General features: G+C 64.0%; 21 protein-coding genes and 1 riboswitch. Of the genes, 11 read left to right on the top strand and 10 right to left on the bottom strand.

What is annotated here, in order from left to right; all coding sequences use genetic code 11:
• Positions 1-61 precede the first annotated feature (61 nt).
• A complete protein-coding gene (gene glyS / locus AC27VQ_RS23550) occupies positions 62-2,176 on the top strand; it encodes a glycine--tRNA ligase subunit beta (protein ID WP_488718229.1) in 2,115 nt (704 codons plus the stop codon).
• Between the two features lie 13 nt (positions 2,177-2,189).
• Entirely contained in the window at positions 2,190-2,675 is a 486-nt protein-coding gene (locus AC27VQ_RS23545) for a 2-thiouracil desulfurase family protein (protein ID WP_488718228.1), read from the top strand.
• Positions 2,676-2,775: 100 nt separating this feature from the next.
• On the opposite strand, the gene AC27VQ_RS23540 is transcribed toward AC27VQ_RS23545, so the two are convergent.
• The 3 genes from AC27VQ_RS23540 to AC27VQ_RS23530 all read right to left on the bottom strand — a co-directional run bounded on the left by AC27VQ_RS23540 (position 2,776) and on the right by AC27VQ_RS23530 (position 4,935).
• Positions 2,776-3,240, bottom strand: a complete 465-nt coding sequence (locus AC27VQ_RS23540) for a plant virulence effector HPE1-like domain-containing protein (protein ID WP_488718227.1) — start codon at positions 3,238-3,240, stop codon at positions 2,776-2,778.
• A 106-nt stretch (positions 3,241-3,346) separates the two neighbouring features.
• Positions 3,347-4,618: a phosphoribosylamine--glycine ligase gene (gene purD / locus AC27VQ_RS23535; protein WP_488718226.1), complete on the bottom strand. Its 1,272-nt coding sequence runs from the start codon at positions 4,616-4,618 to the stop codon at positions 3,347-3,349.
• 77 nt (positions 4,619-4,695) lie between these two features.
• Positions 4,696-4,935 carry a hypothetical protein gene (locus AC27VQ_RS23530; RefSeq protein WP_488718225.1) on the bottom strand — a complete coding sequence of 80 codons (240 nt, stop codon included), beginning with the start codon at positions 4,933-4,935 and terminating at the stop codon, positions 4,696-4,698.
• A 167-nt stretch (positions 4,936-5,102) separates the two neighbouring features.
• Between AC27VQ_RS23530 and AC27VQ_RS23525 the strand changes: the two genes are divergently transcribed.
• Entirely contained in the window at positions 5,103-5,912 is an 810-nt protein-coding gene (locus AC27VQ_RS23525) for a MipA/OmpV family protein (protein ID WP_421591800.1), read from the top strand.
• A 60-nt stretch (positions 5,913-5,972) separates the two neighbouring features.
• Positions 5,973-6,938: a 4-hydroxybenzoate octaprenyltransferase gene (ubiA, locus tag AC27VQ_RS23520; protein WP_488718224.1), complete on the top strand. Its 966-nt coding sequence runs from the start codon at positions 5,973-5,975 to the stop codon at positions 6,936-6,938.
• Positions 6,939-6,948: 10 nt separating this feature from the next.
• Here the strand turns inward: ubiA and AC27VQ_RS23515 are convergent, their stop codons facing one another.
• From AC27VQ_RS23515 to AC27VQ_RS23505, 3 genes are all read right to left on the bottom strand, one after another.
• On the bottom strand, positions 6,949-8,319 hold the full coding sequence (locus tag AC27VQ_RS23515) for a class I SAM-dependent methyltransferase (RefSeq protein WP_488718223.1): 1,371 nt from the start codon (positions 8,317-8,319) through the stop codon (positions 6,949-6,951).
• A 110-nt stretch (positions 8,320-8,429) separates the two neighbouring features.
• Positions 8,430-8,600 (bottom strand): hypothetical protein, encoded by a 171-nt coding sequence (locus tag AC27VQ_RS23510; protein ID WP_313531497.1) that lies wholly within the window; start codon positions 8,598-8,600, stop codon positions 8,430-8,432.
• Between the two features lie 245 nt (positions 8,601-8,845).
• Positions 8,846-9,409 carry a DUF6101 family protein gene (locus AC27VQ_RS23505; RefSeq protein ID WP_488718222.1) on the bottom strand — a complete coding sequence of 188 codons (564 nt, stop codon included), beginning with the start codon at positions 9,407-9,409 and terminating at the stop codon, positions 8,846-8,848.
• 296 nt (positions 9,410-9,705) lie between these two features.
• Between AC27VQ_RS23505 and AC27VQ_RS23500 the strand changes: the two genes are divergently transcribed.
• Positions 9,706-12,027: a DUF1217 domain-containing protein gene (locus tag AC27VQ_RS23500; RefSeq protein ID WP_488718221.1), complete on the top strand. Its 2,322-nt coding sequence runs from the start codon at positions 9,706-9,708 to the stop codon at positions 12,025-12,027.
• Positions 12,028-12,030: 3 nt separating this feature from the next.
• On the opposite strand, the gene AC27VQ_RS23495 is transcribed toward AC27VQ_RS23500, so the two are convergent.
• Entirely contained in the window at positions 12,031-13,461 is a 1,431-nt protein-coding gene (locus tag AC27VQ_RS23495) for an FAD-binding oxidoreductase (protein ID WP_488718220.1), read from the bottom strand.
• A 14-nt stretch (positions 13,462-13,475) separates the two neighbouring features.
• Positions 13,476-14,450: an L-threonylcarbamoyladenylate synthase gene (locus AC27VQ_RS23490; RefSeq protein ID WP_488718219.1), complete on the bottom strand. Its 975-nt coding sequence runs from the start codon at positions 14,448-14,450 to the stop codon at positions 13,476-13,478.
• Between the two features lie 157 nt (positions 14,451-14,607).
• Between AC27VQ_RS23490 and AC27VQ_RS23485 the strand changes: the two genes are divergently transcribed.
• On the top strand, positions 14,608-15,657 hold the full coding sequence (locus AC27VQ_RS23485; RefSeq protein WP_488718218.1) for a diguanylate cyclase domain-containing protein: 1,050 nt from the start codon (positions 14,608-14,610) through the stop codon (positions 15,655-15,657).
• 46 nt (positions 15,658-15,703) lie between these two features.
• Here AC27VQ_RS23485 and AC27VQ_RS23480 read toward each other — a convergent pair whose 3' ends face one another.
• On the bottom strand, positions 15,704-16,315 hold the full coding sequence (locus AC27VQ_RS23480; protein WP_488718217.1) for a DUF6656 family protein: 612 nt from the start codon (positions 16,313-16,315) through the stop codon (positions 15,704-15,706).
• A 313-nt stretch (positions 16,316-16,628) separates the two neighbouring features.
• Positions 16,629-16,840: riboswitch (cobalamin riboswitch) on the top strand.
• Positions 16,841-16,945: 105 nt separating this feature from the next.
• On the opposite strand from AC27VQ_RS23480, the gene AC27VQ_RS23475 reads away from it, so the two are divergent.
• Together AC27VQ_RS23475 and AC27VQ_RS23470 are read left to right on the top strand one after the other, a co-directional pair.
• Entirely contained in the window at positions 16,946-18,187 is a 1,242-nt protein-coding gene (locus tag AC27VQ_RS23475) for an aromatic ring-hydroxylating oxygenase subunit alpha (protein ID WP_488718216.1), read from the top strand.
• A 1-nt stretch (position 18,188) separates the two neighbouring features.
• On the top strand, positions 18,189-19,292 hold the full coding sequence (locus AC27VQ_RS23470; RefSeq protein ID WP_488718215.1) for an FAD-binding oxidoreductase: 1,104 nt from the start codon (positions 18,189-18,191) through the stop codon (positions 19,290-19,292).
• A gap of 43 nt (positions 19,293-19,335) precedes the next feature.
• On the opposite strand, the gene AC27VQ_RS23465 is transcribed toward AC27VQ_RS23470, so the two are convergent.
• Entirely contained in the window at positions 19,336-20,472 is a 1,137-nt protein-coding gene (locus tag AC27VQ_RS23465; RefSeq protein WP_488718214.1) for a glycoside hydrolase family 25 protein, read from the bottom strand.
• A gap of 132 nt (positions 20,473-20,604) precedes the next feature.
• Between AC27VQ_RS23465 and AC27VQ_RS23460 the strand changes: the two genes are divergently transcribed.
• From AC27VQ_RS23460 to AC27VQ_RS23450, 3 genes are all read left to right on the top strand, one after another.
• Positions 20,605-21,120 (top strand): BA14K family protein, encoded by a 516-nt coding sequence (locus tag AC27VQ_RS23460; RefSeq protein WP_488718213.1) that lies wholly within the window; start codon positions 20,605-20,607, stop codon positions 21,118-21,120.
• 176 nt (positions 21,121-21,296) lie between these two features.
• A complete protein-coding gene (locus AC27VQ_RS23455) occupies positions 21,297-23,069 on the top strand; it encodes an acyl-CoA dehydrogenase family protein (protein WP_488718212.1) in 1,773 nt (590 codons plus the stop codon).
• An 11-nt stretch (positions 23,070-23,080) separates the two neighbouring features.
• Positions 23,081-23,836, top strand: a complete 756-nt coding sequence (locus tag AC27VQ_RS23450; protein WP_488718211.1) for a crotonase/enoyl-CoA hydratase family protein — start codon at positions 23,081-23,083, stop codon at positions 23,834-23,836.
• The last annotated feature ends 32 nt before the right edge of the window (positions 23,837-23,868 follow it).

Raw genomic sequence — 23,868 nt, 5'->3', positions numbered from 1 at the left:
ATTTGCGCTGGGGCTTGCTAAGTCCCCGGCCAGTTGAAAAATCAGATGTTTGTGAACGCCCATGCCCGATCTTCTGCTTGAACTCCGCTCCGAGGAAATTCCCGCCCGCATGCAGCGCAAGGCGGCAGGCGACCTGAAGAAGCTCCTGACCGATGCGCTGGTCGAGGCGGGCCTGACCTATGAGGGCGCGCGCGAATACTGGACGCCGCGCCGCCTCACACTCGACATCCGCGGCCTCAATGCCCGGTCGAGCGATGTGCGCGAGGATATCAAGGGACCGGCGACCTCGGCCCCCGAGCAGGCGATCCAGGGTTTTTTGCGCAAGGCCGGCCTTTCCTCGATCTCCGAGGCGCATGTCCATTCGGATCCGAAGAAGGGTGATTTCTACGTCGCCCATGTCGTGAAGCCCGGCCGCCCGGCAGATGAGATCATCGCCGATGTGATGCCCGGCATTATCAGGAATTTCCCCTGGCCGAAGCCGATGCGCTCCGGCGCCGGCTCGGCCAAGCCCGGCTCGCTGCAATGGGTGCGCCCGCTGCAATCGATCGTCTGCACCTTCGGTTCGGAAACCGAGGAGACGCGCGTCGTGCCCTTCGAGGTCGGCGGCATCGTCGCCGGCAATGTCACCTATGGCCACCGCTTCCATGCGCCCGAGGCCATCACCGTGCGCCGCTTCGAGGACTATGTATCGAACCTCGAAAAGGCCAAGGTCGTGCTCGATGCCGAGCGCCGCAAGCAGATCATCGCGACGGATGCCAACAACACCGCCTTCGCCAACGGCCTTGAGCTCGTCGAGGACGAGGGCCTGCTGGAAGAAGTCTCCGGCCTCGTCGAATGGCCGCAGGTGCTGATGGGCACCTTCGAGGAAGAATTCCTGGCGATCCCCTCGGAAATCATCCGCCTCACCATCAAGACGAACCAGAAATGCTTCGTCACCCGCAAGCCGGGCGCCGAAACGCTCTCCAACCACTTCATCCTCGTCTCCAACATCGAGGCGAAGGACGGCGGCAAGGAGATCGTGCACGGCAACGGCAAGGTCGTGCGCGCCCGCCTGTCGGACGCCAAACATTTCTGGCTGCGCGACCAGGGCAACCTGCCCGACCTCGAAACGCTCGAAGCTTCCGCTGCAAAATTCGGCCTCGATCTCGCGAAGCCACTCGACCAGCGCATGGCCAAGCTCGACGCGCTGAACGTGACGTTCCACGCCAAGCTCGGCACGCAGGGTGCGCGCGTCGAACGCATCCGCAAACTCGCTGCCGAACTCGCGCCCGTCGTCGGTGCCGATCCTGTTCTCGTCGACCGTGCTGTCGTGCTCGCCAAGGCGGACCTGCGCACGGAGGCCGTCGGCGAATTCCCGGAGCTGCAGGGTATCATGGGCCGCAAATATGCGGCGTTGCAGGGCGAGGACGCCGCCGTCGCGGCCGCAATCGAGGATCATTGGAAGCCGAACGGCCCCTCTGACCGTCTGCCTGCGGAAAAGGTCGGTCTCACCGTGGCGCTCGCCGACAAGCTGGATACGCTGGTCGGTTTCTGGGCCATCGACGAGAAGCCGACCGGCTCGAAGGATCCCTATGCACTGCGCCGTGCTGCACTGGGCGTCATCCGCATGCTGCTTGAAAAGAATGTCCGTCTGCCACTCGCTTCGGTGGCGAAGGACCCGGATCTCATCGCCTTCTTCCATGACCGCCTCAAGGTCTATCTCCGCGACATGGGAGCGCGTCACGATCTCATCGACGCCGTGCTGACACCCGACGCCGATGATCTCCTGATGGTCGCCCGCCGCGTCGAGGCGCTGACGGCCTTCATCACCTCGGAAGAGGGCCAGAACCTGCTTGCCGGCACCAAGCGCGCCACGCAGCTTCTCGCCGCCGAGGAGAAGAAGGGCACCGTCGTCGATGGCGCGGTTTCGCCCGCCCTCCTGCTGCTTGATGCGGAAAAGGCGCTGTACGTCGCCGTGGAAAGCGCCTCGAAGGATGCCGCCGCCGCCGTCGCCAAGGAAGATTTCCGTTCGGCCATGGAAGCGCTCTCGACGCTGCGCGGCCCGGTCGACCAGTTCTTCACCGATGTGCTCGTCAATGACGAGGACCCGGCGATCCGCGCCAATCGTCTGGCGCTTCTGGCCGCCATCCGTTCGGCGACCGGCACGGTTGCCGATTTCTCCAAGATCACGGGGTAAGGGACGGGCGCTGATGGCCGGGAAAATCCTCATCAGCGCCTGCCTTGCCGGTCTGCCAGTCCGTTACAACGGCTCGGCCAAGCCGCTGATCCATGATGCCGTCGAGCGCTGGAAGGCGGAGGGGAGGCTGGTGACGCTTTGCCCGGAGCTGGCAGGCGGCTTCCAGGTGCCGCGTCCGCCGGCGGAAATCGAAAACGGTCTCAATGGCGACGACGTGCTCGACGGGCGTGCGCGGGTGCTGGAAATCTCCGGTGAGGATGTCTCGGCCGCCTATATCGACGGCGCGCGCATCGCGCTCGATGTGGCGCGTGATAACGGTTGCCGCCATGCGCTGCTCATCGATGGCAGCCCGTCCTGCGGGTCCGGCTTCGTCTATGACGGCTCGTTTTCTGGCCGGAAACATGCGGGGCAGGGGGTGACGGCGGCGTTTCTGCGCCGCAACGGCATCGCCGTCTATTCCGATCGTGAGGTCGATCAACTCGTGGATGCGATCGGCTGACGCGAATACGCCCCTGCTTGAGGTCAGGGGCGCACCGTCCGCTTGCGCGGAGTCCTGTCAGTCTGGAGGGACCGAGAGGCAGGGTCCTGATAATATGGGGTCAGTTGACCCGCAATTCAAACCCTGCCGGATCAAACTCCTGTGAAGAGGCCATGGTGGCCGTCTTCGCATCGCGTGCGGCACCGCTGTCGAGCGCGCTCGTCTTGGCGGTGGCATCGACAGCAATTGTCGTGTCTTCTTCCGCAGGGGCTGCTGCATCGGCCGCCTGCACCGTCTCAGCCGGGGCCTTGCTGACGAAGAGCACGGGCGAGCCGCCCATCCAGGCTTCGGTGCGGTAGATCTTGCGCTCGCCATTGGCCTCGCGGATCTCGACCTTCTGCGTGCCGGGGTCGATGGCATCGACGTGATAGGTGCTTGCTTCGCGCTTCGGCTTCAGCGCCGGGCAATCGTCGCAGCTGACGGTTTCGATGCTTCCGGCCGTCGTCGTGCCGCTGACGGGCTCAAACGAACCGGCAAAAGCGGGGGCGGCGGCAAGCAACGCGGCAAAGGTCAGCAGGGTGCGCATCAAAGGGTCTCCCTCATGGTTGAGAGGAGAATAGCGTCCGCCGGTTACGGTCCCGTCAGGGGAAATGGTAAACTTTGAACTATCGGGCGTTTTTCGCTTGGGTCGCTTAGGCCTGTTCGCGGGCGACGGCACGCCAGCCGATGTCGCGCCGGCAGAAACCGTTGTCCCATTCGACCTTGTCGAGCGCCTGATAGGCCGCAGCCTGCGCCTCGGCCACCGTCGGCGCCACAGCCGTGACATTCAGCACGCGCCCGCCGGTCGCGACCAGCTGGCCGTCCTTCAGGGCTGTGCCGGCATGGAACACCTTGGTCGCAGCGTCATCGGCGGGAATGGAACGGATCGGCGTGTTCTTCTCATAGCCGGCCGGATAACCCTTGGAGGCCATGACGACCGTCAGTGCCGGGGCGTCGCGCCATTCGGCGGAAACCTTGTCGAGCCGGCCGATCGCAGCGGCATGCAGGATCGGCAGGAGATCGCTATCGAGGCGCATCATCAGCACCTGGCATTCCGGATCGCCGAAACGCACATTGTATTCGATGAGTTCGGGGCCTTTGGCCGTGATCATCAGGCCGGCGAAGAGCACGCCCTGGAAGGGATGACCATCGGCCGCCATGCCGCGGATCGTGGGCTCGATGATCTCCTTCATCGTGCGCTCGACCATTTCTGCCGTCATGACGGGGGCGGGCGAATAGGCGCCCATGCCGCCGGTGTTCGGGCCGGTATCGCCGTCGCCGACACGCTTGTGGTCCTGGGCCGAGGCGAGCGGCAGGGCGTTCACGCCGTCGCAGAGGCAGAAGAAGCTCGCTTCCTCGCCATCGAGGAAGGCCTCGACCACGACCTCGGCACCGGCAGCACCAAAGGCTCCGTCGAAGCAGTCGTCGACGGCGGCCAGCGCCTCGTCGAGCGTCATCGCGACGGTCACGCCCTTGCCGGCGGCAAGCCCGTCCGCCTTGATGACGATCGGCGCAACCTCGGCTAGGATGTAGGCCTTGGCGGTAGTGGCATCGGTGAAGCGCTGGTAGGCGCCGGTCGGGATGTCGTATTTCGCGCAGAGATCCTTGGTGAAGCCCTTGGAGCCCTCGAGCTGCGCGGCGGCGGCGGAAGGGCCGAAGACGGCGATGCCTTCGGCGCGCAGCACATCGGCAATGCCGGCCACCAGCGGCGCTTCTGGGCCGACGACGACGAAGCCGACACCGTTTTCCTTGCAGAAAGAAACGACGGCGGCGTGGTCATCGATGTCGAGCGAAACGAGTATGGCGCATTCTGCGATGCCGGGATTGCCGGGCGCCGCATAGAGCGTGTCGAGCAGCGGGGACTGCGCCAGCTTCCAGGCGAGTGCATGCTCGCGTCCGCCCGATCCGATCAACAGAACCTTCATGCCCGCACCCTCGATCCGTCCTTGGTTGTGAGGGCGGGTTAAGGGCAAAGCGGCGAAAGATCAAGGGCTGCGGGGCGTCAGAGGGTAGCCGCGCCCTTTTCCTCTACGCTGCGGCCTAGGTTTTCCAGTTCGGTGTCGATCAGGTGCACGTCTTCGTACCAGCCGTCGTCCTCCACCATGGCGCTTTCGGTGGCGGCGCGCTGGAGGGCGCGGGCTTCGGTGCGCAGCTTTTCCAGCTTGGCGATCTTCTCCTGGCGCGAAAGGCCGGTGTCGCTGCGGATCGCGTTGAGTTTCAGTTCCATCGTGCTGACGGTCATGACATGTCTCCTTCTGTCGTCGGGAGAACGTCGGCGCTTGCGAATCGTTCCGGATGTCGGCATCCGGTAGATGGTTAGCGAAACGGTAATGAAACGCGGCTATTCCTAATGAAATCGAAGGTTTCGGCGGCCCGCGGCGGGTCTGCCGGCAAAGCGAGGATTGTGTTTTGCGTATCCGTATCCCGACCGCAATGACTGCGGCCGCCCTCATTCTTGCGCCCGTTTCCGCCTTGGCTGGCGACGGCGAGCATTTCTGGTCCGGTGACTGGTATCTGAAGGTCGGCGCCGCCGGCTTTGCCGCACCGCGCTATCAGGGCGCCAAGTCCTATCTCTTCCAGGTCACGCCGATGATCTCGCTCGGCAAGGCCGGCAGCACGGTGCGCTTCTCCTCGCGCAACGACAATCCGTCCTTCGCGCTGATCGACAATGGCGGCTTCCGCGCCGGCGCCACCGGCAAGCTGGTCATGCCGCGCGACGAAGACGATTCCAAAGATCTCAAGGGCCTGACGCCGGTCAAGCTCGGCGGTGAACTCGGTGCCTTCGCGGAGGCCTACCCGACCGACTGGCTGCGCGTGCGCGGCGAAGTGCGCCACGGCATCCGCAGCCATCACGGTGTCGTCGCCGATCTCTCAGCCGATGCCTTCGTCGATGTCCGCCCGGATGTGCGCATCTCCGCCGGCCCGCGCATGACGCTCGCCTCGAAGGATTACATGAACGCCTATTACGGCGTGAAGCCAAGCCAGACCGCCGAGTCCGGTCTTGCTGCCTACAATCCGAACGGCGGCGTCGAATCCGTCGGCGCGGGGGCGGCGATCACCTGGCAGGTCAACGAGAAGATCGAGACCAGTGCGTTTGCCGAATACAAGCGCCTCGTCGGCCCGGCCGCGGATTCCAGCCTCGTCAAGCAGCGCGGCGATCGCGACCAGTTCCTGATCGGCCTTTCGGCGACCTATCGCTTCGATTTCACGCTGCGGTAAGACCATGCGGCCTCGTGGCGGCTTGACCCCGGTCAAGCCGCTTGCGATCTAGGCTGCATGATGAGCCAGACACCCGATTCAAATCGCCCTGATACCGGCCGTGTAGCCGACGCCCCCTCGCAGAACTGGGTCTACCGCGTCCTGCCGCGCGGTCTGTGGCCCTATGCCCAGCTCGCCCGCTGGGACCGGCCGATCGGCTGGCAGCTGCTGATGCTGCCCTGCTTCTGGTCGGCGGCGCTGGCGGCCAATGTGGCGGCCTCCGCCGGCACGTTCAGCGGTGGGCGCCTCGTCTGGCACCTCGTCCTGTTCTTCATCGGCTCCGTCGCGATGCGCGGCGCCGGCTGCACCTATAACGACCTCGTCGACCACGAGATCGACAACGCGGTGGCCCGCACCCGCTCGCGCCCGCTGCCATCGGGCCGCGTCAGCCGCAAGCAGGCGAAGATCTTCATGGTTCTGCAGGCCCTTGCCGGCCTCGTCGTGCTCCTGCAGTTCAACACCTTCTCGATGGTGCTCGGCGTCGCCTCGCTCGCCATCGTCGCGATCTATCCCTTCGCCAAGCGCTTTACCGACTGGCCGCAATTCTTCCTCGGCATGGCCTTTTCCTGGGGCGCGCTGATGGGGTGGGCAACCGAGTTCGGCACGCTCGCGGCAGCCCCTATAGCGCTCTACATCGCCGCCATCGCCTGGACGATCGGCTACGACACGATCTACGCCCATCAGGACAAGGAAGACGATGCGCTGATCGGCGTGCGCTCCACCGCCCGCCTGTTCGGCGAGAAGACCGCGCAATGGCTGATGGGCCTCTACGGCCTGACGGTCGCGATGATCGCGGTTGCGTTCTGGCTGGCCGGTGTGGGGCTTGTGGCGTGGCTTGGTCTTGCCGTCGTGGCGCTGCTTCTCGCCCGCCAGATCGGCTCGCTGGAAATCGACGACCCCGAACAGTGCCTGGCGCTGTTCAAGTTCAACGGGGTCGTCGGTCTGATCCTGTTTGTCGGGCTGATCGCCGCGCTGCCGTTCGCCTAGCGACGACTGATCAGGCGGTCTTCAGAACGCTTGCCGGTGCGTCGGCGTCGATTCGGCGCGCGCCGCCATACTCGGTCGTGCGGTCGAAACCGATGCCCGAGGCGCCGGAGCGGCGGCTGGTGGCGACGACCTGGAACGCATTGAGCGCACCACGGTGGAAGGACAGCGCGCAGAGCGAGAGATAGAGCAGCCAGATGCGGGTCTGCGGCATGCCGACGAGGGCGGCACCCTCTTCCTTGCGGTCGTAGAGGCGGCGCACCCAGTGCTCGGTCGTGTAGCCGAAATGCTCGCGCACGGCTTCCACTTCATGCACTTCGAAGCCGGCTTGTTCCAGCGCGCCGGTGGTCATGCCGATATGGTCGAGCTCGCCACCGGGAAAGATGTACTTGATGATGAACTGCATATAGGGCGTCAGCCGCGGAAAATCTTCCGGGCGCGCCGTGTTGCGGCGGAAGCTGGCCTGGCCGAAATAGACGCCACGCGGACGCATGTGCTTGCGCAGGTACTTGTAGAAGTCCTGGTGGTTGGCGATGCCGACATGCTCGATCATCTCGACCTGGGCGATCTTGTCGAAAACCTGGTCGTCGGAGAGGCTGCGGCAGTCGCGCAGCTCCACCTTCACGCGGTCGCCGAGGCCCATATTGGCGACCTTGGTCTTCACATGGGCGAACTGCTCTTCCGACAGCGTCGTGCCATAGGCTTCGACACCATAATGCTGGGCGGCATAGCACAGCAGGCCACCCCAGCCGCAGCCGGGGTCGAACAGCTTGTCGCCGGGGGCGAGCCTGAGCTTGCGGCAGATGAGGTCGAGCTTGTTCAGCTGCGCTTCGTCAAGCGAGCTATCCGGTGTGGGGAAATAGGCCGAGGAATAGACCATCTCCTTGTCGAGGAAGAGTTCGTAGAATTCGTTGGAGAGATCGTAGTGGAAGCCGATCATCTCCTTGTCGTTGCGGCCGCTGGAGGGCGTCGCCGCCGCCGTCTTGGTGAAGCGCTTGACGAAGGAGGAAACGGAATAGCTCTTCAGAAGAATGGGCAGCGCCATCTTCAGCATGCGCACCTTGTTGATCTTCTTCGGCAGCGAGAGGAATTGCAGGTGATCGACCCGGCGCATCGCATCGACCGGGTTGGCGCCGACGATGTCGAGATCGCCGGTCGCATAGAGTTCGGCCACGCTGATCAGCGACGGTGCGCGCAAGAGGCGGCGCAGCACATTGGCGGAAGCGATGACGAAACGGATATCGTCCTTGGCGCCGGTGCCGAGCGGGATGACGGTGCCGTCCCAAAGCTCAAGGCAGATATTGACGTCGAGATGTCTAGCCAATTCTCCGATGACGGCCTTGGTTGCTTGCAATTCCCGTTCCGTACCAAGTTCACGCGACATAAAGAGGCTTCCCGACGTTTTTAAACCGGAGTGCAATGTGCTGTTTCACGGACTGTTGTCAACCGCTGCGGGCGAAATGTCGGGGAATACAGGGCGCTCGAAGCCCTGATTTACCGGTAGCGCGGCGCCCGCGCACCGGTCGCGCTGCGTTCTTCGAGGCGCCGCAGGGTTGCGGGATGCACGGCCAGTTCGAAACCGCGGCGCGGCGGGCGGCCGCGCTCGATGAGGGCGGCATCGGCCTTGCGGATCTGGACGAGGAGGGTGGTGAAGAGCTTTGCCATCGTGATCGTGTCCCTTGCGTTCGCTGCGGCTTCGGCCGCTCGTGTTGAACGCTCTTTCCCACGCGGCGGGCGTGAAAAGTGTTCCGGAGGGAACAGGGCACGAAAAAAGCCGGCCGCAGGGGACGGCCGGCTTTGGGGCCATTCCCTGACGCGAGGCGGTCGCGTCCGGAAGGACCGAAGGAAAAGGGCGTCGTCGCGACTGGAGGAAAGCGCAGACGCCCCAAGGGCTCACGGTATCGGCATGCTCAACGGCGGGCGATGATCTCCCGTCCGTCGATCTTCATCTGCACGCCGAGCTTGCCCGTCGTGCGGCGGACGAGGAAGCGCGGGCGGCGGTCTGCGAAATAGGAGTGGCGGCGGCGCGGCTTGGCCGGCCGGTTCGCGCCGGTCAGGTGGTCGTCGAGCGGGCGGGCGACGCCGTCGGCTTCCACCATCAACATGGGAATGCGGTAGGCTTCCGCCCAGCTGCGCCAGTCGGCGGCGATGTCGCAGAGATCGTGCGCCACCAGCAGCGGGATGCAGAGATCCGGATCGTCGTGGTGCAGTTCCAGCGTCACGGTAACGTCACCGTTGCCATGGTCGATGGCGCGGGCGGCGACACCCTTGAAGGCGCGGGCCGGAAGCGCAATCGAGAGCGGCAGGCCGCTCGACGGCAGGACCTTGCGCAGCACGGCGCCGCGTTCGTCCAGCGTGATGGTGGCATCGGTTCCCTCGCTGCGCAGCTCGAAGGTCACCGCCTGCGGGAAGCGCTTGGGATCGAGCCGGAGCGTGGTGCCGGCCCAGGCCGGCTTGGAAACGGTATTCAGCATGTCTTTCGCCCTTGTTTTCCTTGAGAGCCGGTGTCCGGTCTTCTCATCGGGACTTTTCGTCCTCTGAGGGCGAGAATAGGCGTGGCCCCTTCCTCGTCGCTTAAAAATCGCGGTTAAAAAAACTTTGCGCTTTCTGATGGTTATCAAAACCGCACGGGCTACGGTTTAGGAGACGTGAACATCGTCCGGGGCATTTGAACCGTCGCGGAGAAAGGCCCGGACAAGGCCCAGACAAGCCACGCGCGCGAGAATGGGGTATAATCGGCCTGCGTATGATCCGAAGGAAGAGTGCCTCGATGTTGTCGACCTATACGAGCTACAACCTCATCGCGAACGACATGTTGAAGTCGTTGAACCGGACGGCGACGGAAACGGTCAACGCCCGCGATGCGGATTATTACAAGGAAAACATCGGCAAGGTCACCTCGGTCGACGCGTTCCTCGACGACTACCGGCTCTATTCCTACGCCGTGAAAGCCTTCGGTCTCGAGGAGATGACCTACGCCAAGGCCTTCATGAAAAAGGTGCTGGACAGCGACCTGACGGACAGCGCGAGCTTCGCCAACAGCCTGACGGACGAGCGCTACCGCAATTTCGCGGCCGCCTTCAGCTTCGCCGACTCGACCGCGTCGGCGCAGACCGAAGTGCAGCTCGACGAGACGATCGGCCTCTACACCGCCACCGCCAACAATGCCGGCGACGCCATCAAGGAAGAGACGCGCTACTACAATATCGTCATCGACAGCACGACCAATGTCGATCAATTCCTCAACAATGATCGCCTGCGCAACTACATGTTCACGTCCTACGGCATCGACCCGGACACCTATTCGCGTGCGACCGTCCGCGGCGTGCTGACGAGCGATCTCAACGATCCCGCAAGCTTCTTCAACACGCAGTTCGAGACGAAGAAGACGGCGGCCGTGGCGGCGATCCAGACGGCCGCGGACGAGCTTTCGACGCTGCCGAACAACGCCACCAATGCCGCGCGCATTGCCCAGCTCAAGGCCGAGATCACCAGGCAGAACGCCGTCATCACGGGCGTGGATAAATACCGAACCCTGGCGGAAGCCTACAATTTCAATACGGACGGTACGGCCACGGCCGGCACCGTCCAGGACGCCGGCCAGAAGGCGACGACGAACGAGCGCTACACGCTCTCCAATCCGCGCGTGACCTCGGCTGCGGCGCTGCTCAACCGGGCCTATTTCGAGGAGAAGATCGGCTCCGTCACGAGCGTCAGCGAGCTTGTCAGCGATCCGCGCATGCTGAGCTACGTCAAGACGGCCTTCGGTCTCGACAAGCTCTCGGTCGTCAGCTCGACCATCACCAACATTCTGACGAGCAGCGCGGACCCGAGCGACACGTCGAGCTACATCAACATGTTCGGCGCCGAGGACAAGGCGAAGTATTTCGCCCTGCGCAACGCCTTCAACTTCCAGGAGGATGGCACGCTTGCGGCCGGCGATACCGCCCAGACGGCCGCGCAGACCGCGGTCACGGGCGGCGCCTATATGAACACCTACAACGACAAGGACGACGAGGCGGATGCGACCGCCATCAAGCGCTTCAAGAGCCAGATCAGTGCCGTCAAGACGGTGGCGGACTTCGTCGGCGAAGCGTCGGTCTACGACTTCGCGTTGAAAGCCTTCGGTCTCGATCCGACGAAGGTTTCCGCGCTGACGATCAAGAACGTGCTGAAAAGCGATCTCAACGATCCCAAGAGCTATGTGTATCAGCTCAAGGACGAGCGTTACGTCGAGCTTGCCAAGGCGTTCAATTTCGATGCGAAGGGCAACATCAGCGCGCCGAAGCTGGCACAATCCGAAGCCGAGATCATCGTCACCTCGCGCGCCTATGTGGTGGAAAAATCCCGTTTCGGAACGGACGACGACAAGACGAAGGCGCAGGACGAGGCGAAATATTACTCCGTCCAGATGCAGAAGATCGAATCCGTCGATGAACTGCTTGCCGACAAACGCCTCGTCAATTTCGTGCTCGAGGCCAACGATATCGACCCTGAGAGCGTCGACAATGCCTTCCTGAAGAAGATTTTCGCCTCCGACCTCGACGATCCCAAGAGCTTCGTTAACCAGCAGAGCGACCGCGCCTACCGCAAGATCGTCGCCTCGTTCAATTTCAACGCCGAGGGCAAGGTCCAGCAGCCCGACGACGCGCAGATCCAGTCGCGGCGCGGCATCTACGAGACGATCGACAACTACGTGCGCCAGCAGATGGAAGAAGAGGCGGGCAACGACAATGCCGGTGTGCGCCTCGCGCTCTATTTCGAGCGCAAGGCCGGCACGATCTCCAGCGCCTATGACGTTCTGGCCGACGATGCGCTGTTCCAGGTGTTCAAGACGCTTTTCCAGCTGCCGGACGAGGTGGGCAGCGCCGACATCGACGCGCAGGCCGACATGGTCAAGCGCTACCTGAAGCTCGAAGATTTGCAGGACCCGGAAAAGGTCGCCAAGATGATCACCAAGTTCTCGGTGCTCTACGATCTCGACAACCAGGCGACCGACGATCCCGCTTTGTCGGTGCTGACCAGTTCCGGCTCCGCCAGCATCAGCGCCGACACGATGATGTCGCTCGCGCAGCTGCGCACCGGCGGTTAAGGTTCAGATCGCGACGACCTTGCCGGGGTTCATGATGCCGGCCGGGTCGAAGGCGTGCTTGACCCTTCGCATCAGGTCCATCTCGATCGGCGTGCGCACTGCCGCAAGTTCGTCGCGCTTCAGCTGGCCGATGCCATGCTCGGCGGAGATCGAGCCGTTGTATTTCAGGACGATGCCGTGCACGAGATGATTGATCTCGCGCCAGCGGTCGAGGAAGGCCTGCTTGTCGGCGCCGACGGGCTGCGAGATGTTGTAGTGGATATTGCCGTCACCCATATGGCCGAAGGAGCAGATGCGCGCACCCGGCATCGCCGCCATGACGGCCGCATCGGCTTCCGCCATGAAATCCGGAATGGAGGAGACCGGCACGGAGACATCGTGCTTGATCGAGCCGCCCTCCGGCTTCTGGGCCGGCGACATGCTTTCGCGCATATGCCAGAGCGCCTTGCGCTGCTCCTCGCTGGAGGCGATCACGGCATTTTCGACCAGCCCCGCCTCGATGCCTTCGGACAGCAGCGCCTCCATCATGCGGCTCGCCGTCTCGGCGGCATCCGACGTCGAGATGTCGATCAGCACATACCAGTCGTGCCGGGTGGCGAGCGGATCGCGCACGCCGGGAATATGCCGCGTGGTGAAATCGATGCCGAGGCGCGGCATCAGCTCGAAGCCGGTCAGCGCCGTGCCGCAGCGGCTGGACGCACGCTCGAAGAGGGCGAGCGCATGCTCGACGGATTTCAGCCCGGCAAACGCTACCTCGTGGCCGAGCGGGCGCGGAAAGAGTTTCAGCACCGCCCCGGTGATGACGCCGAGCGAACCCTCCGCGCCGATGAAGAGATCACGCAGGTCGTAGCCCGTATTGTCCTTCTTGAGGCGGCGCAGGCCGTTCCACACCTCGCCGGTTGGCAGCACGACTTCGAGGCCGAGGCACAGCTGGCGCATATTGCCATAGGCGAGCACCGCGGTGCCGCCGGCATTGGTGGAAAGGTTGCCGCCGATCTGGCAGGTGCCCTCCGAGCCGAGCGAAAGCGGGAACAGCCGGTCGACATCCTCCGCGGCCTTCTGGATATCCGCCAGCACCGCGCCGCCATCGGCGACGATGACATTGCCGACCGGATCGACATCGCGGATGCGGTTGAGGCGGGAGAGCGACAGCACGACATCCGCCATGCCCTCGCGCGGCACGCTGCCGCCGACATGGCCGGTATTGCCGCCCTGCGGCACAATGGCCGTGCCGGTTTCCGTGGCAAGTGTCAGGATGGCCGAGACCTCCTCCACCGAACCGGGCCGCAGCACCAGCGGCGCGGTGCCGTGGTAAAGCCCGCGGCTTTCGACGAGATAGGGCGCGATGTCCGTGTCATCGACCAGCGCATAGGCCGGCCCGGTGATCGCGGCGAAACGGGCGATGAGTTCGGGAGAAAGCGTTGCCGCAACCATGGTCGTCTCCACTCTTATCCGCGCGGGGCGGCGGCCCTCTGCAAACGGTCGTTGATCGCCTCGCCGAGGCCCGTGGCGGGAATGGGCGAAAAGGCGATTGCACTGCCGCCCGCCGCATCCGCCTGCTTCATGTAGCCGAAGAGATTGGCGGCGGCTTCGGCAAGGTCGCCGGAAGGGCTGAGGTCGAGCACCAGCGCCGCTTGCGCCTCGCCGGGAAGCGGCGTGCCCCCGAAGCGGATCAGCACTTCGCCCGGCCGCACGTCGCTGGCATCGAGCCGCACCGGCGCATCGGGCGCATAATGCGAGGCGAGCATGCCGGGTGCCTCGATGGTCGCGCCGGCCGTCTCGTTGCGCAGAACGGGCAGGCCGGTGACGCGCTCGATGTCGGCTGCGTCCAGCCCGCCGGGCCTCAGCAGGCGGATCGTCCCGCCCTCGACCTTGATAATCGTCGATTCGAGCCCGACGACCGCCGGCCCGCCATCGAGGACCAGCTCCAGCTTCGCGCCGAAATCGTCGGCGACATGGCGGGCCGTGGTCGGGCTGATGCGGCCGGATGTGTTAGCGCTGGGCGCGGCGAGCGGCTTGCCGAAGGCGGCGAGCAGCCGGCTGGCAAACCCCTTGGGAATGCGGATGCCGACAGTATCGAGCCCGGCGCGCGCCAGCGGATGGATGGCGCTCTCCGGCCGGATCGGCAGCACCAGCGTCAGCGGCCCCGGCCAGAAGGCTTCGGCGATCTTTCGCGACAGCGGGTCGAACACCGCATGTCTCTCCGCCATGGCGAGATCGGCCATATGGCAGATCAGCGGATTGAAGCGCGGCCGGCCCTTCATGTCATAGATGCGGGTGATGGCGAGCGGATTGGTGGCGTCGGCGGCCAGGCCATAGACCGTCTCGGTGGGAATGGCGACCGGCACGCCGCGGCCGAGCGTTGCGGTGGCGCGCGCCAGCGCTTCCTCCGCATCCGTGCGCGTATCAACGATATCAGCCATCTCGCCCTTCCGTCTTTGCCGCTTCCTTTACAGCGCTTTGTCGGCAAATGCCAAGAGTTCGGCGGATGGCTAAAATTCGAACGGCCGGATTAGAGCGGCCGAAAGACCGGGCTGTTACGGTCAGGGTGAAAAGTCCCGCAAGCAGGTCCGCATCTGAATGGCTAACAGGAAATCCTCGACCACCGACGTCGCCTTGCGCGTTGCAACGGCCATGAAGCAGATGGGCATAGACGGCCTGCCGCGCAATTACGAACTGGTCTATGAGGCCTATGCCGGCAGCAACCCGGATCTCGTGCGCGACTTCATCGCGCTCGGCAAATACAAGACCCAGGCCGCGCTCGACGAACTCGGCAGGAAATACCTGCCGCACCAGCACGAGGCGAGCGTGCTGCAACGCTCGGCCGGCGCGATCAGCAGCGAGATGAGCAATTTCATGGACCTGCTCAGCCAGGAACGCTCCTCGCTCAACGATTACGGCCGCCTGATCGGCGAGGCGTCGCAGGTGATCGGCAGCGTCGGCGGTGCACTCGGCAGCTCGCTCGAAGCTCTGCAGCGCGCCACCGAACAGCGCGTCACCCACACCGCCGAGATGGCCGAGAAGGTCGCCGCGCAATCGGCCACCATGGACGGCATCCAGAAGGAAATGGCGGAATTCGAGGCGATGAAGTTCGTCGACCCGCCGACCAGGCTCGGCAACCGCCGTGCCTTCAACAAGGCTCTCGCCCGCGTCTATGCGAACCCCTCCCTGCCGATGCTCTGCGGCGTCGTCGTGGCGGAAGTAGACGCCGAACGCCGCTTCTCGCCGGCCCAGATAGAGGCGCTGTCCGACCATCTCGTGACCTTCTACGGCGGCCTCATCCGCCAGGCCTTCCCGTCAAACGACCTCGCCGTGCGTTTCGACGGCCTGCGCTTCGGTTTCCTGTTCAACACTTCGGATGAGGGGGAGGTGGAGCGGCTGATCGATCTGCTGCGCGCCGCCTTCCAGACGGTGGCGCTGCGCGATCCGCGCACCAACCGCAATCTCGGCCATCTTACCCTGTCGGCCGGTGTCTGCATGTCGGATCGCGCCGAAAGCGCGCTGGACCTGTCCTCGGCCTGCGAGCGGGCGCTTCTGGAGGCGAAGGCATCCGGCGGTGACCAGATCGTCGTCTACGGTCGCGGCGACGAGGTGCCGGCGGGCAAGGAGTGGATGCTGTATAGAGCGTGAAAAGCAATTCCAGCAAAAGTGTGAAGCGGTTTTGCGTCCGGAAAACTTAAAGCGCGCTGATGATCTTGCGCAGCGCCTCGTTGCGGGCGCCGAGCATCAGTACGTTCTTCATGGCGAGCTTGGGATCATCCGTGCGGAAGATCACGCCGTTGCCGCGCACCTTGCGATCGATCGTCAGGCGGCCTTCGTGGTCCGTCGGCGTGATGGCGACGGCGAAATACATGCGGCTCTGCTTTTTCGAAATGCCGGCGAAGAACTGCTCTTCCTCGCCGATCTCGGCAAAGAAATTGGCCATGTAGAAGGCCCATTGCACGTTCTGGAAATCCGCGAAACTCGAATTGGCCACCGTGATGTGGCAGTAGCCGAGATGCGGCGTTTCGGCGAGCGTGCGGTGGAAGATCAGCTTCGGAAACTGGATCGAGCGGTGAAACCCGTTGATGCGGTCGTGGGTGACGGAGCCGGCGCGTTCCAGCTTGCGGCCCGTGCGCTCGGCCACCTCCTCGTAGGACAGGTAGCGCTTCTCGCTCGGGCTCCAGCTGTCGGGGGTGCGGTCGATGCGGCCGGTGCGCAGGAATTCCGTATGCACGGCGGATTTCGGCGGGTTCGCGCGCTTGTAGGCGACGGCGTCGTAGTATCGAAACTTCGTCTGCTGCTGCACGCCCGGCGCTCCATGTTCGCGCGGCACTCCGTGCTCGCGCCCTGATCGCGGAAGTTTATGGAAACGCCGTTAAGCATTCCTTTCCGTTCGGACCCTCAATCCTTGCAGGGCGGTTTCGATGGTCGCAATATGACAACTTGCCTCTTTAGCGCCCAGCTTGCCTGCTCTCGCGCCTCTACGCATGATTAAAAGGCATATTATATTGATATAAATCGACAAATGTCGTTTCTAAAAGACTCTCATTCATTTTTCGACTGTCGTCAAATCATGAAGTCACGTCGTTTTTTGGCATGTCGAACGACGATTCTTGCGGTTAGATAAAGACACTCAAGGTGTCGCCTTCTAGGGAGGGCGGAGAATTGGGAAGCCGGTCAGATTCCGGCGCTGCCCCCGCAACGGTGTTGGAGAAAACGCGGCACAAAGCCACTGGACGGACTGTCTGGGAAGGCGCCGCATCGGTCCGCAGGTCCTGTCCTGCAATGACCACTCCTCAGCCCGGAAACCAGCCTGGAGAAAAGATCGTGACTGGCTGCGGCGGGCGGCCGGGAAGCGTGCACGCCGGGCGTTTTCACGCCCGGATGCCGTCTCCTCCGTGCGCCTCATCCCCAAACTGGACCTATGAGGATTGCCATGGATATCCGCAGCGACGTGCTCCGCAAGCTCAAGAACCGGCGTGAAGGCCACAGCCTCGAACAGGCCTTCTACATCGACCCCGACCATTACAAGCTCGACATGGAGACGATCTGGTATCGCGACTGGCTGTTCATCGGCCATGACTGCGAAATCCCGAAGGCCGGCAATTATTTTACCGTGCAGGTCGGCGATTATCCCGTCGTCATCACCCGCGATCGCTCGGGCACGATCCGCGCGCTGCACAATTCCTGCCGCCACCGCGGCTCGCGCGTCTGCACCCAGCACAAGGGCACCTCGGCCAAGCTCGTCTGTCCCTATCACCAGTGGACCTACGAGCTCGACGGTTCGCTGCTCTTCGCCCGCCACATGGCGGAGGATTTCGACAGGACGCAGCATAGCCTGAAACCGATCCATTGCGAGACCCTCGGCGGCTACATCTTCATCTGCCTCGCCGACGAAACCCCGGATTTCTCCGCCTTCCGTGCCAATGCCGAACCCTATCTTGCGCGCCACCGGCTCGGCGAAACCAAGGTCGCCTTCGAAAGCACGATCATCGAGAAGGGCAACTGGAAGCTCGTCTGGGAAAACAACCGCGAGTGCTATCACTGCGCCGCCAACCATCCCGAACTCTGCCGCACCTATCCGGAAGCACCGACTGCGACGGGCGTGCAGGGCGCCAAGGACGACCCTGTGATTGCCGCGCATTGGGCGAAATGCGAAGCATCCGGCCTGCCGAGCGAGTTCCGCATGTCGCCGACCGGCCAGTTCCGCGCGGCCCGCATGCCGCTCATCCAGGATGCCGAGAGCTACACCATGTCCGGTGCGCGCGCCGTCCAGCGCCCGCTGTCGAACGACGTGCAGGAAAGTGGCATCGGCACGCTGCTGCTCTTCCACTATCCGACGACGTGGAACCATGTGCTGGCCGATCATGCCATTACCTTCCGCGTCCTGCCGCTCGGCCCCGAGCTGACGCAGGTCACGACCAAGTGGCTGGTCAACAAGGATGCCGTCGAGGGTGTCGATTACCGGCTCGACGAGCTCACCCATGTCTGGACCGAGACCAACGATCAGGACCGCCAGATCGTCGAGGAAAACGCTTTCGGCATTCGCTCGCCGGCTTACCAGCCTGGCCCCTATTCCCCGGAGGACGAGGGCGGCGTCATGCAGTTCGTCGAATGGTATTCGAATTTCATGATCGACCGGCTGGACAACAAGCAACCGATGTCGCGGGTGGCCTGACATGACGATTTCGAGCCATTTCCGCCATTTCGACGAACTTCACCCCTGGCACGATCGCCATAACCTGCTTGAATGCATCGCCGCGACCGTGGAGACGGCCGATGTGATGACGTTCACCTTCAGCTCCGATCAGAAGAACTGGTTCCGCTATCTGCCGGGCCAGTTCGTCACGCTGGAACTGCCGGTGTCGGAAGACGAGCCTGTCATGCGCACCTACACGCTCTCCTCGACACCTTCGCGGCCCTTCTCCGTCGCCGTGACGGTGAAAGCGCAGAAGAACTCGATCGGCACGCGCTGGATGTTCGATCATCTGCGCCCCGGCATGAAGCTGAAGGCCTTCGGGCCGCTCGGCGATTTCTCCTTCGTGCGCTATCCGGCGGAAAAATACCTCTTCATCTCGGCGGGCTCCGGTGTGACGCCGATGATGTCGATGACGCGTTGGATGGCGGATTGCGCGCCGCAATCCAACGTGGCCTTCGTCTCCTGCGCCCGCAAGCCGGAGGACCTGCTGTTCAAGCCGGAACTCGAATGTCTCGCCGCCCAGATGCCGAACCTCGCCCTCGGCTTCGTCGTGGAAGGCCACAATCCGCGTGACGGCTGGCACGGCCTGCGCGGCCGCATCGATGCCGCCCGCCTCTCGCTGCTCGCGCCCGATTTCCGCGAGCGCACCGTCTTCTGCTGCGGCCCCGAACCGTTCATGCGCGGCGTCAAGGACATGCTGAAGGTCTGCGGCTTCGACATGAACCGTTACCACGAGGAAAGCTTCCAGCCGGCCAATGCGCCCGCGCCGGAAGAGATCGCCATCCGTGCCGGGGCCGGCGAGCAGGCGGCCGACGTCAACGCCGTCTCGACCGTCACCTTCACCATGGCCGGCAAGGATGCGCAATGCCCGCCCGGCCAGACGATCCTGCAGACGGCCCGCGCCGCCGGTGTGCGCATCGGCGCGGCCTGTGAGGGCGGTCTCTGTGGCACCTGCCGGGTGATGAAGGTCTCGGGCGAAGTCGAGATGCGCCACAATGGCGGCATTCTCGATGACGAGATCGAGGAAGGCTACATCCTCGCCTGCTGCTCGCGGCCGATCGGGGATGTGCAGATCGAGGCCTGAGAGAGGTGCCGGCGCAGCCACGTTGCGCCGGCAGGAATGCCTCTCAGAAGTCCTGATAGTTCAGCGGCGTCACCTCGACCATGCGGCGGCCGAGCGTGGTCGTCGTCGTTCCATCGGCCATGATGCCGGCCCGGACCTCGGCGGTGACGGCGACGGGGAATGCGGCCGTCGTGCCCGCGGCGAGTGTCACCGCACCGCCCGTCTGCGCACCGGTGCCGGCGACGGCCTCGGCTTTCACGGTCGCCTGGAAGGAGCCGCCTACCGGGATGGAGGCCGTCAGCATGGTGTCGACCGGTTCCTCCGGCTTTTCCGGAAGCAGGCTGCCGAAGGCCCAGGTCCTGGCGAGGTCCGCCTTGCTCATCGGTGCGACATTGACGTCGATATCGTTTTCCGCGCCCTTCACGCGATAGGGGCAGCGGCGCTTGGAGCAATTGACCCCTGCGGAAAACTGCCAGAGCGCGTAGCTGTCCCAGTTGCCCATCGGAAACGCACCCTCGATGCCCGGCTTGTAGCGGGCATACCAGAGCGGCAGGCGCGAGAGGATGCGGTATTTGTCGCGGTTGAGCGCGATGGTGCGCGCGGTGGAATGGTTCGTGTAGAGCACCGGATAGCGCCCGGTGCGCGTCTTGATGTGGCCAGCGAAGATCTGGGCATCTTCCAGCGACATGTAGTTGTCGGGATCGATGCCCTCGATGTCGAGCACCATCATTTCGTCGTCCTGCGGATTGGCATAGTCGAGGAAATGGTTGGCCTGGTCGATCGGATTGCCGGGACGGGCGAGATGATAGGCGCCCCAGAGCAGGCCCTTGGCCCGCGCCAGCAGGCGGCGCGTCTCATAGAGTTCGCGGCTCACCGCATATTTGCGCCACATCGTCTTGCAGTGCGCCACCGTGTCGCCGCTGTGCTCGCCCTTGCAGCTATAGCTTTCCGGCAGGCCGTCGGAGGCCTTGGAGATGAAGCCGGCGATGCGCGTGTCGGAGAGCATCTCCGACCAGTCGATCTCGTTCAGCTCATACGCATCGACGACGATGGCGTTGTTCGTTGTCTTCCACGGTTCGACGGTGGCCGCCCCGGCGGAGAGGGGCAGGGTAGCTGAAAAGAGAAGGGCGGCAAGGCCGGAAAGATGCTTCTGATGCAATGGACGCTCCTGTTCGATTCCCGGTCCTCCGCGAACGGCCATGGTGGCGCAAACATGGTTAATGCTCTGCTAACGCAGTTTTTGCCGCGGGTCGGAACAAACCTCCGTAAGCTACGTTCCTATGCGAAACTGCCGCATCTCCTTCCGAGAGGCGGTCCGTTCGGGAGAACAGTCATGAGATTTTCGAGAAAATGTTTTGCTGTCGCCATGTCAGCGCTTTTCGCTCTGACGCCGGTCGTGCCGGTCGAGGCAATGCCCTTGGCATCCGCTAATATACAGACGACGAGCGGGCAGGGTGATATACAGCTCGTCCGCAACAATGAATGGCGCGAAGGACTGGATAGCCGGCAGTTCTGGCCCCGGCGACACGGTGAACGTGGCTGGCGTGCCGATCGGCGTGACCGCCACTGGCGCGGCGACCGTGGCGATCGTCATGGCTGGTATCGCGGCCATCGCGGTTACCGCTATGCCCGTCCCGGCTATCGCCATCACAACGGCTATTGGTTCCCGCTGGCCGCATTCGGTGCTGGCGCCATCATCGGCGGTGCGATTGCCAATGATGGTGGCTATACCGGCGGCGGCTCGCATGTGAACTGGTGCGCCAACCGCTACCGCTCGTATCGTGCGTACGACAATACCTATCAGCCCTATGGCGGCCCCCGCCGGCAGTGCGTATCGCCCTATCGCTGAGATAAGAGCGTGCCGGATGGTCCCCCGGCACAGAAGACAGGCTGCCCGGTCCGCCAACCGGGTGGCCTGTTTTCGTCTGTGCGGCCATAGCGGAAAGATTGACGTTTACGTAAAAATCAATAATCTGCGCGGCAAGCATTGGGTCGAATCCCGAGGGCGGTCGGAGGAGGATAGTGATGTACAAGGCGCCGGTCGAGGAGATTGCGTTCACGCTGAAACATGTCGCAGGGCTTGCCCCCGCGCTGGAGGGCGGCCGTCTCGGCGACCTCACGGACGACCTCGTCGATGCCATTCTGTCCGAAGCCGGCCGTTTCGCGACCGAGGAAGTCGCGCCGCTCGCCGAGATCGGCGACAAGCAGGGTGCCCGCTTCGCCGACGGCGCGGTGAAGATGCCGGACGGCTGGCCTGCGCTTTACAAGGCCTGGGCGGAAGGCGGCTGGAATTCGCTGACCGCCGCGCCGGATTTCGGCGGGCAGGGGCTGCCGCATATGCTGCATGTCGCCGCGCTCGAAATGTGGAACAGCGGCTCGATGGCCTTCGCGATCGGCCCGACGCTGACGATCGGCGCGATCGAAGCGCTCACCACGCACGGCTCCGAGCATCTCAAGACGACCTATCTACCCAAAATGGTCTCCGGCGAATGGATGGGCTCGATGAACCTCACCGAGCCGCATGCCGGTTCGGATCTCGGCGTGATGAAGACACGCGCCGAACGCCGCGGCGACGGCACCTACCGCCTCTTCGGCCAGAAGATCTTCATCACCTATGGCGAACATGATTTTACCGACAATATCGTGCATCTCGTGCTCGCCCGCCTGCCGGATGCGCCGGCCGGCACGCGCGGCATCTCGCTGTTCCTCGTGCCGAAATTCCTCGTCAATGCGGATGGCTCGCTCGGCTCCCGCAACGATGCCCATTGCCATTCCATCGAGCACAAGCTCGGCATCCACGGATCGCCGACCTGCACCATGATCTATGGCGACGGCCGCTTCGGCGACGAGCCGGGTGCAATCGGCTGGCTCGTCGGCGAGGAAAATCGTGGCCTTGCCTGCATGTTCACCATGATGAACAATGCCCGGCTTGCCGTCGGGATGCAGGGCGTGGCGATTGCCGAAGCCGCCACGCAGAAGGCCATCGCCTATGCCAGGGAGCGCACGCAGGGCAGGGCGCCGGGCTGGCAGGGTGCGGGCATGAGCCCGATCATCGAGCACCCGGACGTCGCCCGCATGCTCCTGACCATGAAAGTACTGACCCAGGGTGCACGCGCCATCACCTATGCTTGCGCGCATGCCGTCGACATGGCGCATGGCGACGATGCGAAACACTGGACCGACCGCGCGAGCCTGCTCACCCCCATCGCAAAAAGCTTCGCCACCGATGCCGGCGTCGACGTCTCCTCGCTCGGCGTGCAGGTGCATGGCGGCATGGGCTTCATCGAGGAAACCGGCGCGGCCCGCCTCTACCGTGATGCCCGCATCGCACCGATCTACGAGGGCACCAACGGCATCCAGGCGATCGACCTCGTGACGCGCAAGCTGCCGCTGTCCGATGGCAACCATATCAAGGGCTTCATCGCGGAATTGCGCGACATCGCCGCTAAGGCGCGTGCGGCCAACGCGCCGGAACTCGGCGAAACCGGCGACCGCCTCGAAGCCAGCATCGCCGATCTCGAAGCAGCCACCGACTGGCTGCTCGCCACGCTGGCCGAGGGCAAACAGGCCGAAGTGCTCGCCGGCGCCACACCCTATCAACGCCTTTTCGGCTTGGTCCTGACCGGCGCCTATCTCGCCAAGGGTGCGCTGGCCGATGGCGGCGATGGCCGCAATAGCGAACGCGCCGCACTCTGCCGCTTTGCTGCGGAAAACATCATCGGTGAGACATCGGCGCTGAAAGACCGCGTCATCAGCGGTGCCGCGAGCCTTGCGGCGGCCCGTGCGGTTCTCGGCTGAGAGGAAGATATATGACCGACCATATCCTGATCGAGCGCCCGGAAAGCGCCCCCGGCGTGCAGGTGATCCGCCTCAACCGCGTGGAAAAGAAAAACGCCCTCACGCGCGCCATGTATCAGGCGATGACGGATGCGCTGAAAGCGGGGGATGCGGACGAAAGCGTGCGCGCCACCGTCTTCCTCGGCTCCGAAGGCTGCTTTTCCGCCGGCAACGACCTCAACGACTTCATGGCCTTTGCCATGGGTGGTACGATGGGCGGCGAGGTGATCGATTTCCTGCATGCGCTCGCCGCCCACACCAAGCCGCTCGTCTCCGGCGTCGACGGCCTGGCGATCGGTATCGGCACGACGATCCACCTGCATTGCGACCTGACCTACGCCTCGATCCGCACGGAGTTCCGCACACCCTTCGTCGATCTCGCCTTGGTGCCGGAAGCGGCCTCCAGCCTGCTTGCCCCGCGCCTGATGGGCCACCAGCGCGCCTTCGCGCTGCTTGCGGCCGGCGATGGCTTTTCCGCCACCGCCGCGCGCGATGCCGGCCTCGTCTATGCCGTGGTGGAGCCGGGCGCGGTGGAAGAGCAGGCGCTCGCAGCCGCAAAACGCCTCGCTGCCAAGCCGCCGAAGGCGCTGGCGATTGCCCGCAGCCTCATCCGCGGCGATCGCACGGACGTCTCGGCGCGCATCGACGAGGAAGCGGGACATTTCGCGGCCCAGCTGAAAAGCCCGGAAGCCCGCGCCGCCTTCGAGGCTTTCATGGCGCGGCGATGATCCACTTGCAATTTGTGGTCTATCAATTTTAA

The sequence above is a fragment of the Shinella sp. 20P9.1.1 genome, assembly GCF_057798995.1.
Note: the sequence above shows the minus strand (reverse complement) of the source record. Positions and strands in the feature narration are given on the sequence as shown.

Bases quoted from the DNA above. Each gene is read 5' to 3' on its own strand.
- glyS (WP_488718229.1), top strand. From the start codon at position 62: ATGCCCGATCTTCTGCTTGAACTCCGCTCCGAGGAAATTCCCGCCCGC.
- AC27VQ_RS23545 (WP_488718228.1), top strand. From the start codon at position 2,190: ATGGCCGGGAAAATCCTCATCAGCGCCTGCCTTGCCGGTCTGCCAGTC.
- AC27VQ_RS23540 (WP_488718227.1), bottom strand. From the start codon at position 3,240: ATGCGCACCCTGCTGACCTTTGCCGCGTTGCTTGCCGCCGCCCCCGCT.
- purD (WP_488718226.1), bottom strand. From the start codon at position 4,618: ATGAAGGTTCTGTTGATCGGATCGGGCGGACGCGAGCATGCACTCGCC.
- AC27VQ_RS23530 (WP_488718225.1), bottom strand. From the start codon at position 4,935: ATGACCGTCAGCACGATGGAACTGAAACTCAACGCGATCCGCAGCGAC.
- ubiA (WP_488718224.1), top strand. From the start codon at position 5,973: ATGAGCCAGACACCCGATTCAAATCGCCCTGATACCGGCCGTGTAGCC.
- AC27VQ_RS23515 (WP_488718223.1), bottom strand. From the start codon at position 8,319: ATGTCGCGTGAACTTGGTACGGAACGGGAATTGCAAGCAACCAAGGCC.
- AC27VQ_RS23510 (WP_313531497.1), bottom strand. From the start codon at position 8,600: ATGGCAAAGCTCTTCACCACCCTCCTCGTCCAGATCCGCAAGGCCGAT.
- AC27VQ_RS23505 (WP_488718222.1), bottom strand. From the start codon at position 9,409: ATGCTGAATACCGTTTCCAAGCCGGCCTGGGCCGGCACCACGCTCCGG.
- AC27VQ_RS23500 (WP_488718221.1), top strand. From the start codon at position 9,706: ATGTTGTCGACCTATACGAGCTACAACCTCATCGCGAACGACATGTTG.
- AC27VQ_RS23495 (WP_488718220.1), bottom strand. From the start codon at position 13,461: ATGGTTGCGGCAACGCTTTCTCCCGAACTCATCGCCCGTTTCGCCGCG.
- AC27VQ_RS23490 (WP_488718219.1), bottom strand. From the start codon at position 14,450: ATGGCTGATATCGTTGATACGCGCACGGATGCGGAGGAAGCGCTGGCG.
- AC27VQ_RS23485 (WP_488718218.1), top strand. From the start codon at position 14,608: ATGGCTAACAGGAAATCCTCGACCACCGACGTCGCCTTGCGCGTTGCA.
- AC27VQ_RS23475 (WP_488718216.1), top strand. From the start codon at position 16,946: ATGGATATCCGCAGCGACGTGCTCCGCAAGCTCAAGAACCGGCGTGAA.
- AC27VQ_RS23470 (WP_488718215.1), top strand. From the start codon at position 18,189: ATGACGATTTCGAGCCATTTCCGCCATTTCGACGAACTTCACCCCTGG.
- AC27VQ_RS23465 (WP_488718214.1), bottom strand. From the start codon at position 20,472: ATGGCCGTTCGCGGAGGACCGGGAATCGAACAGGAGCGTCCATTGCAT.
- AC27VQ_RS23460 (WP_488718213.1), top strand. From the start codon at position 20,605: ATGAGATTTTCGAGAAAATGTTTTGCTGTCGCCATGTCAGCGCTTTTC.
- AC27VQ_RS23455 (WP_488718212.1), top strand. From the start codon at position 21,297: ATGTACAAGGCGCCGGTCGAGGAGATTGCGTTCACGCTGAAACATGTC.
- AC27VQ_RS23450 (WP_488718211.1), top strand. From the start codon at position 23,081: ATGACCGACCATATCCTGATCGAGCGCCCGGAAAGCGCCCCCGGCGTG.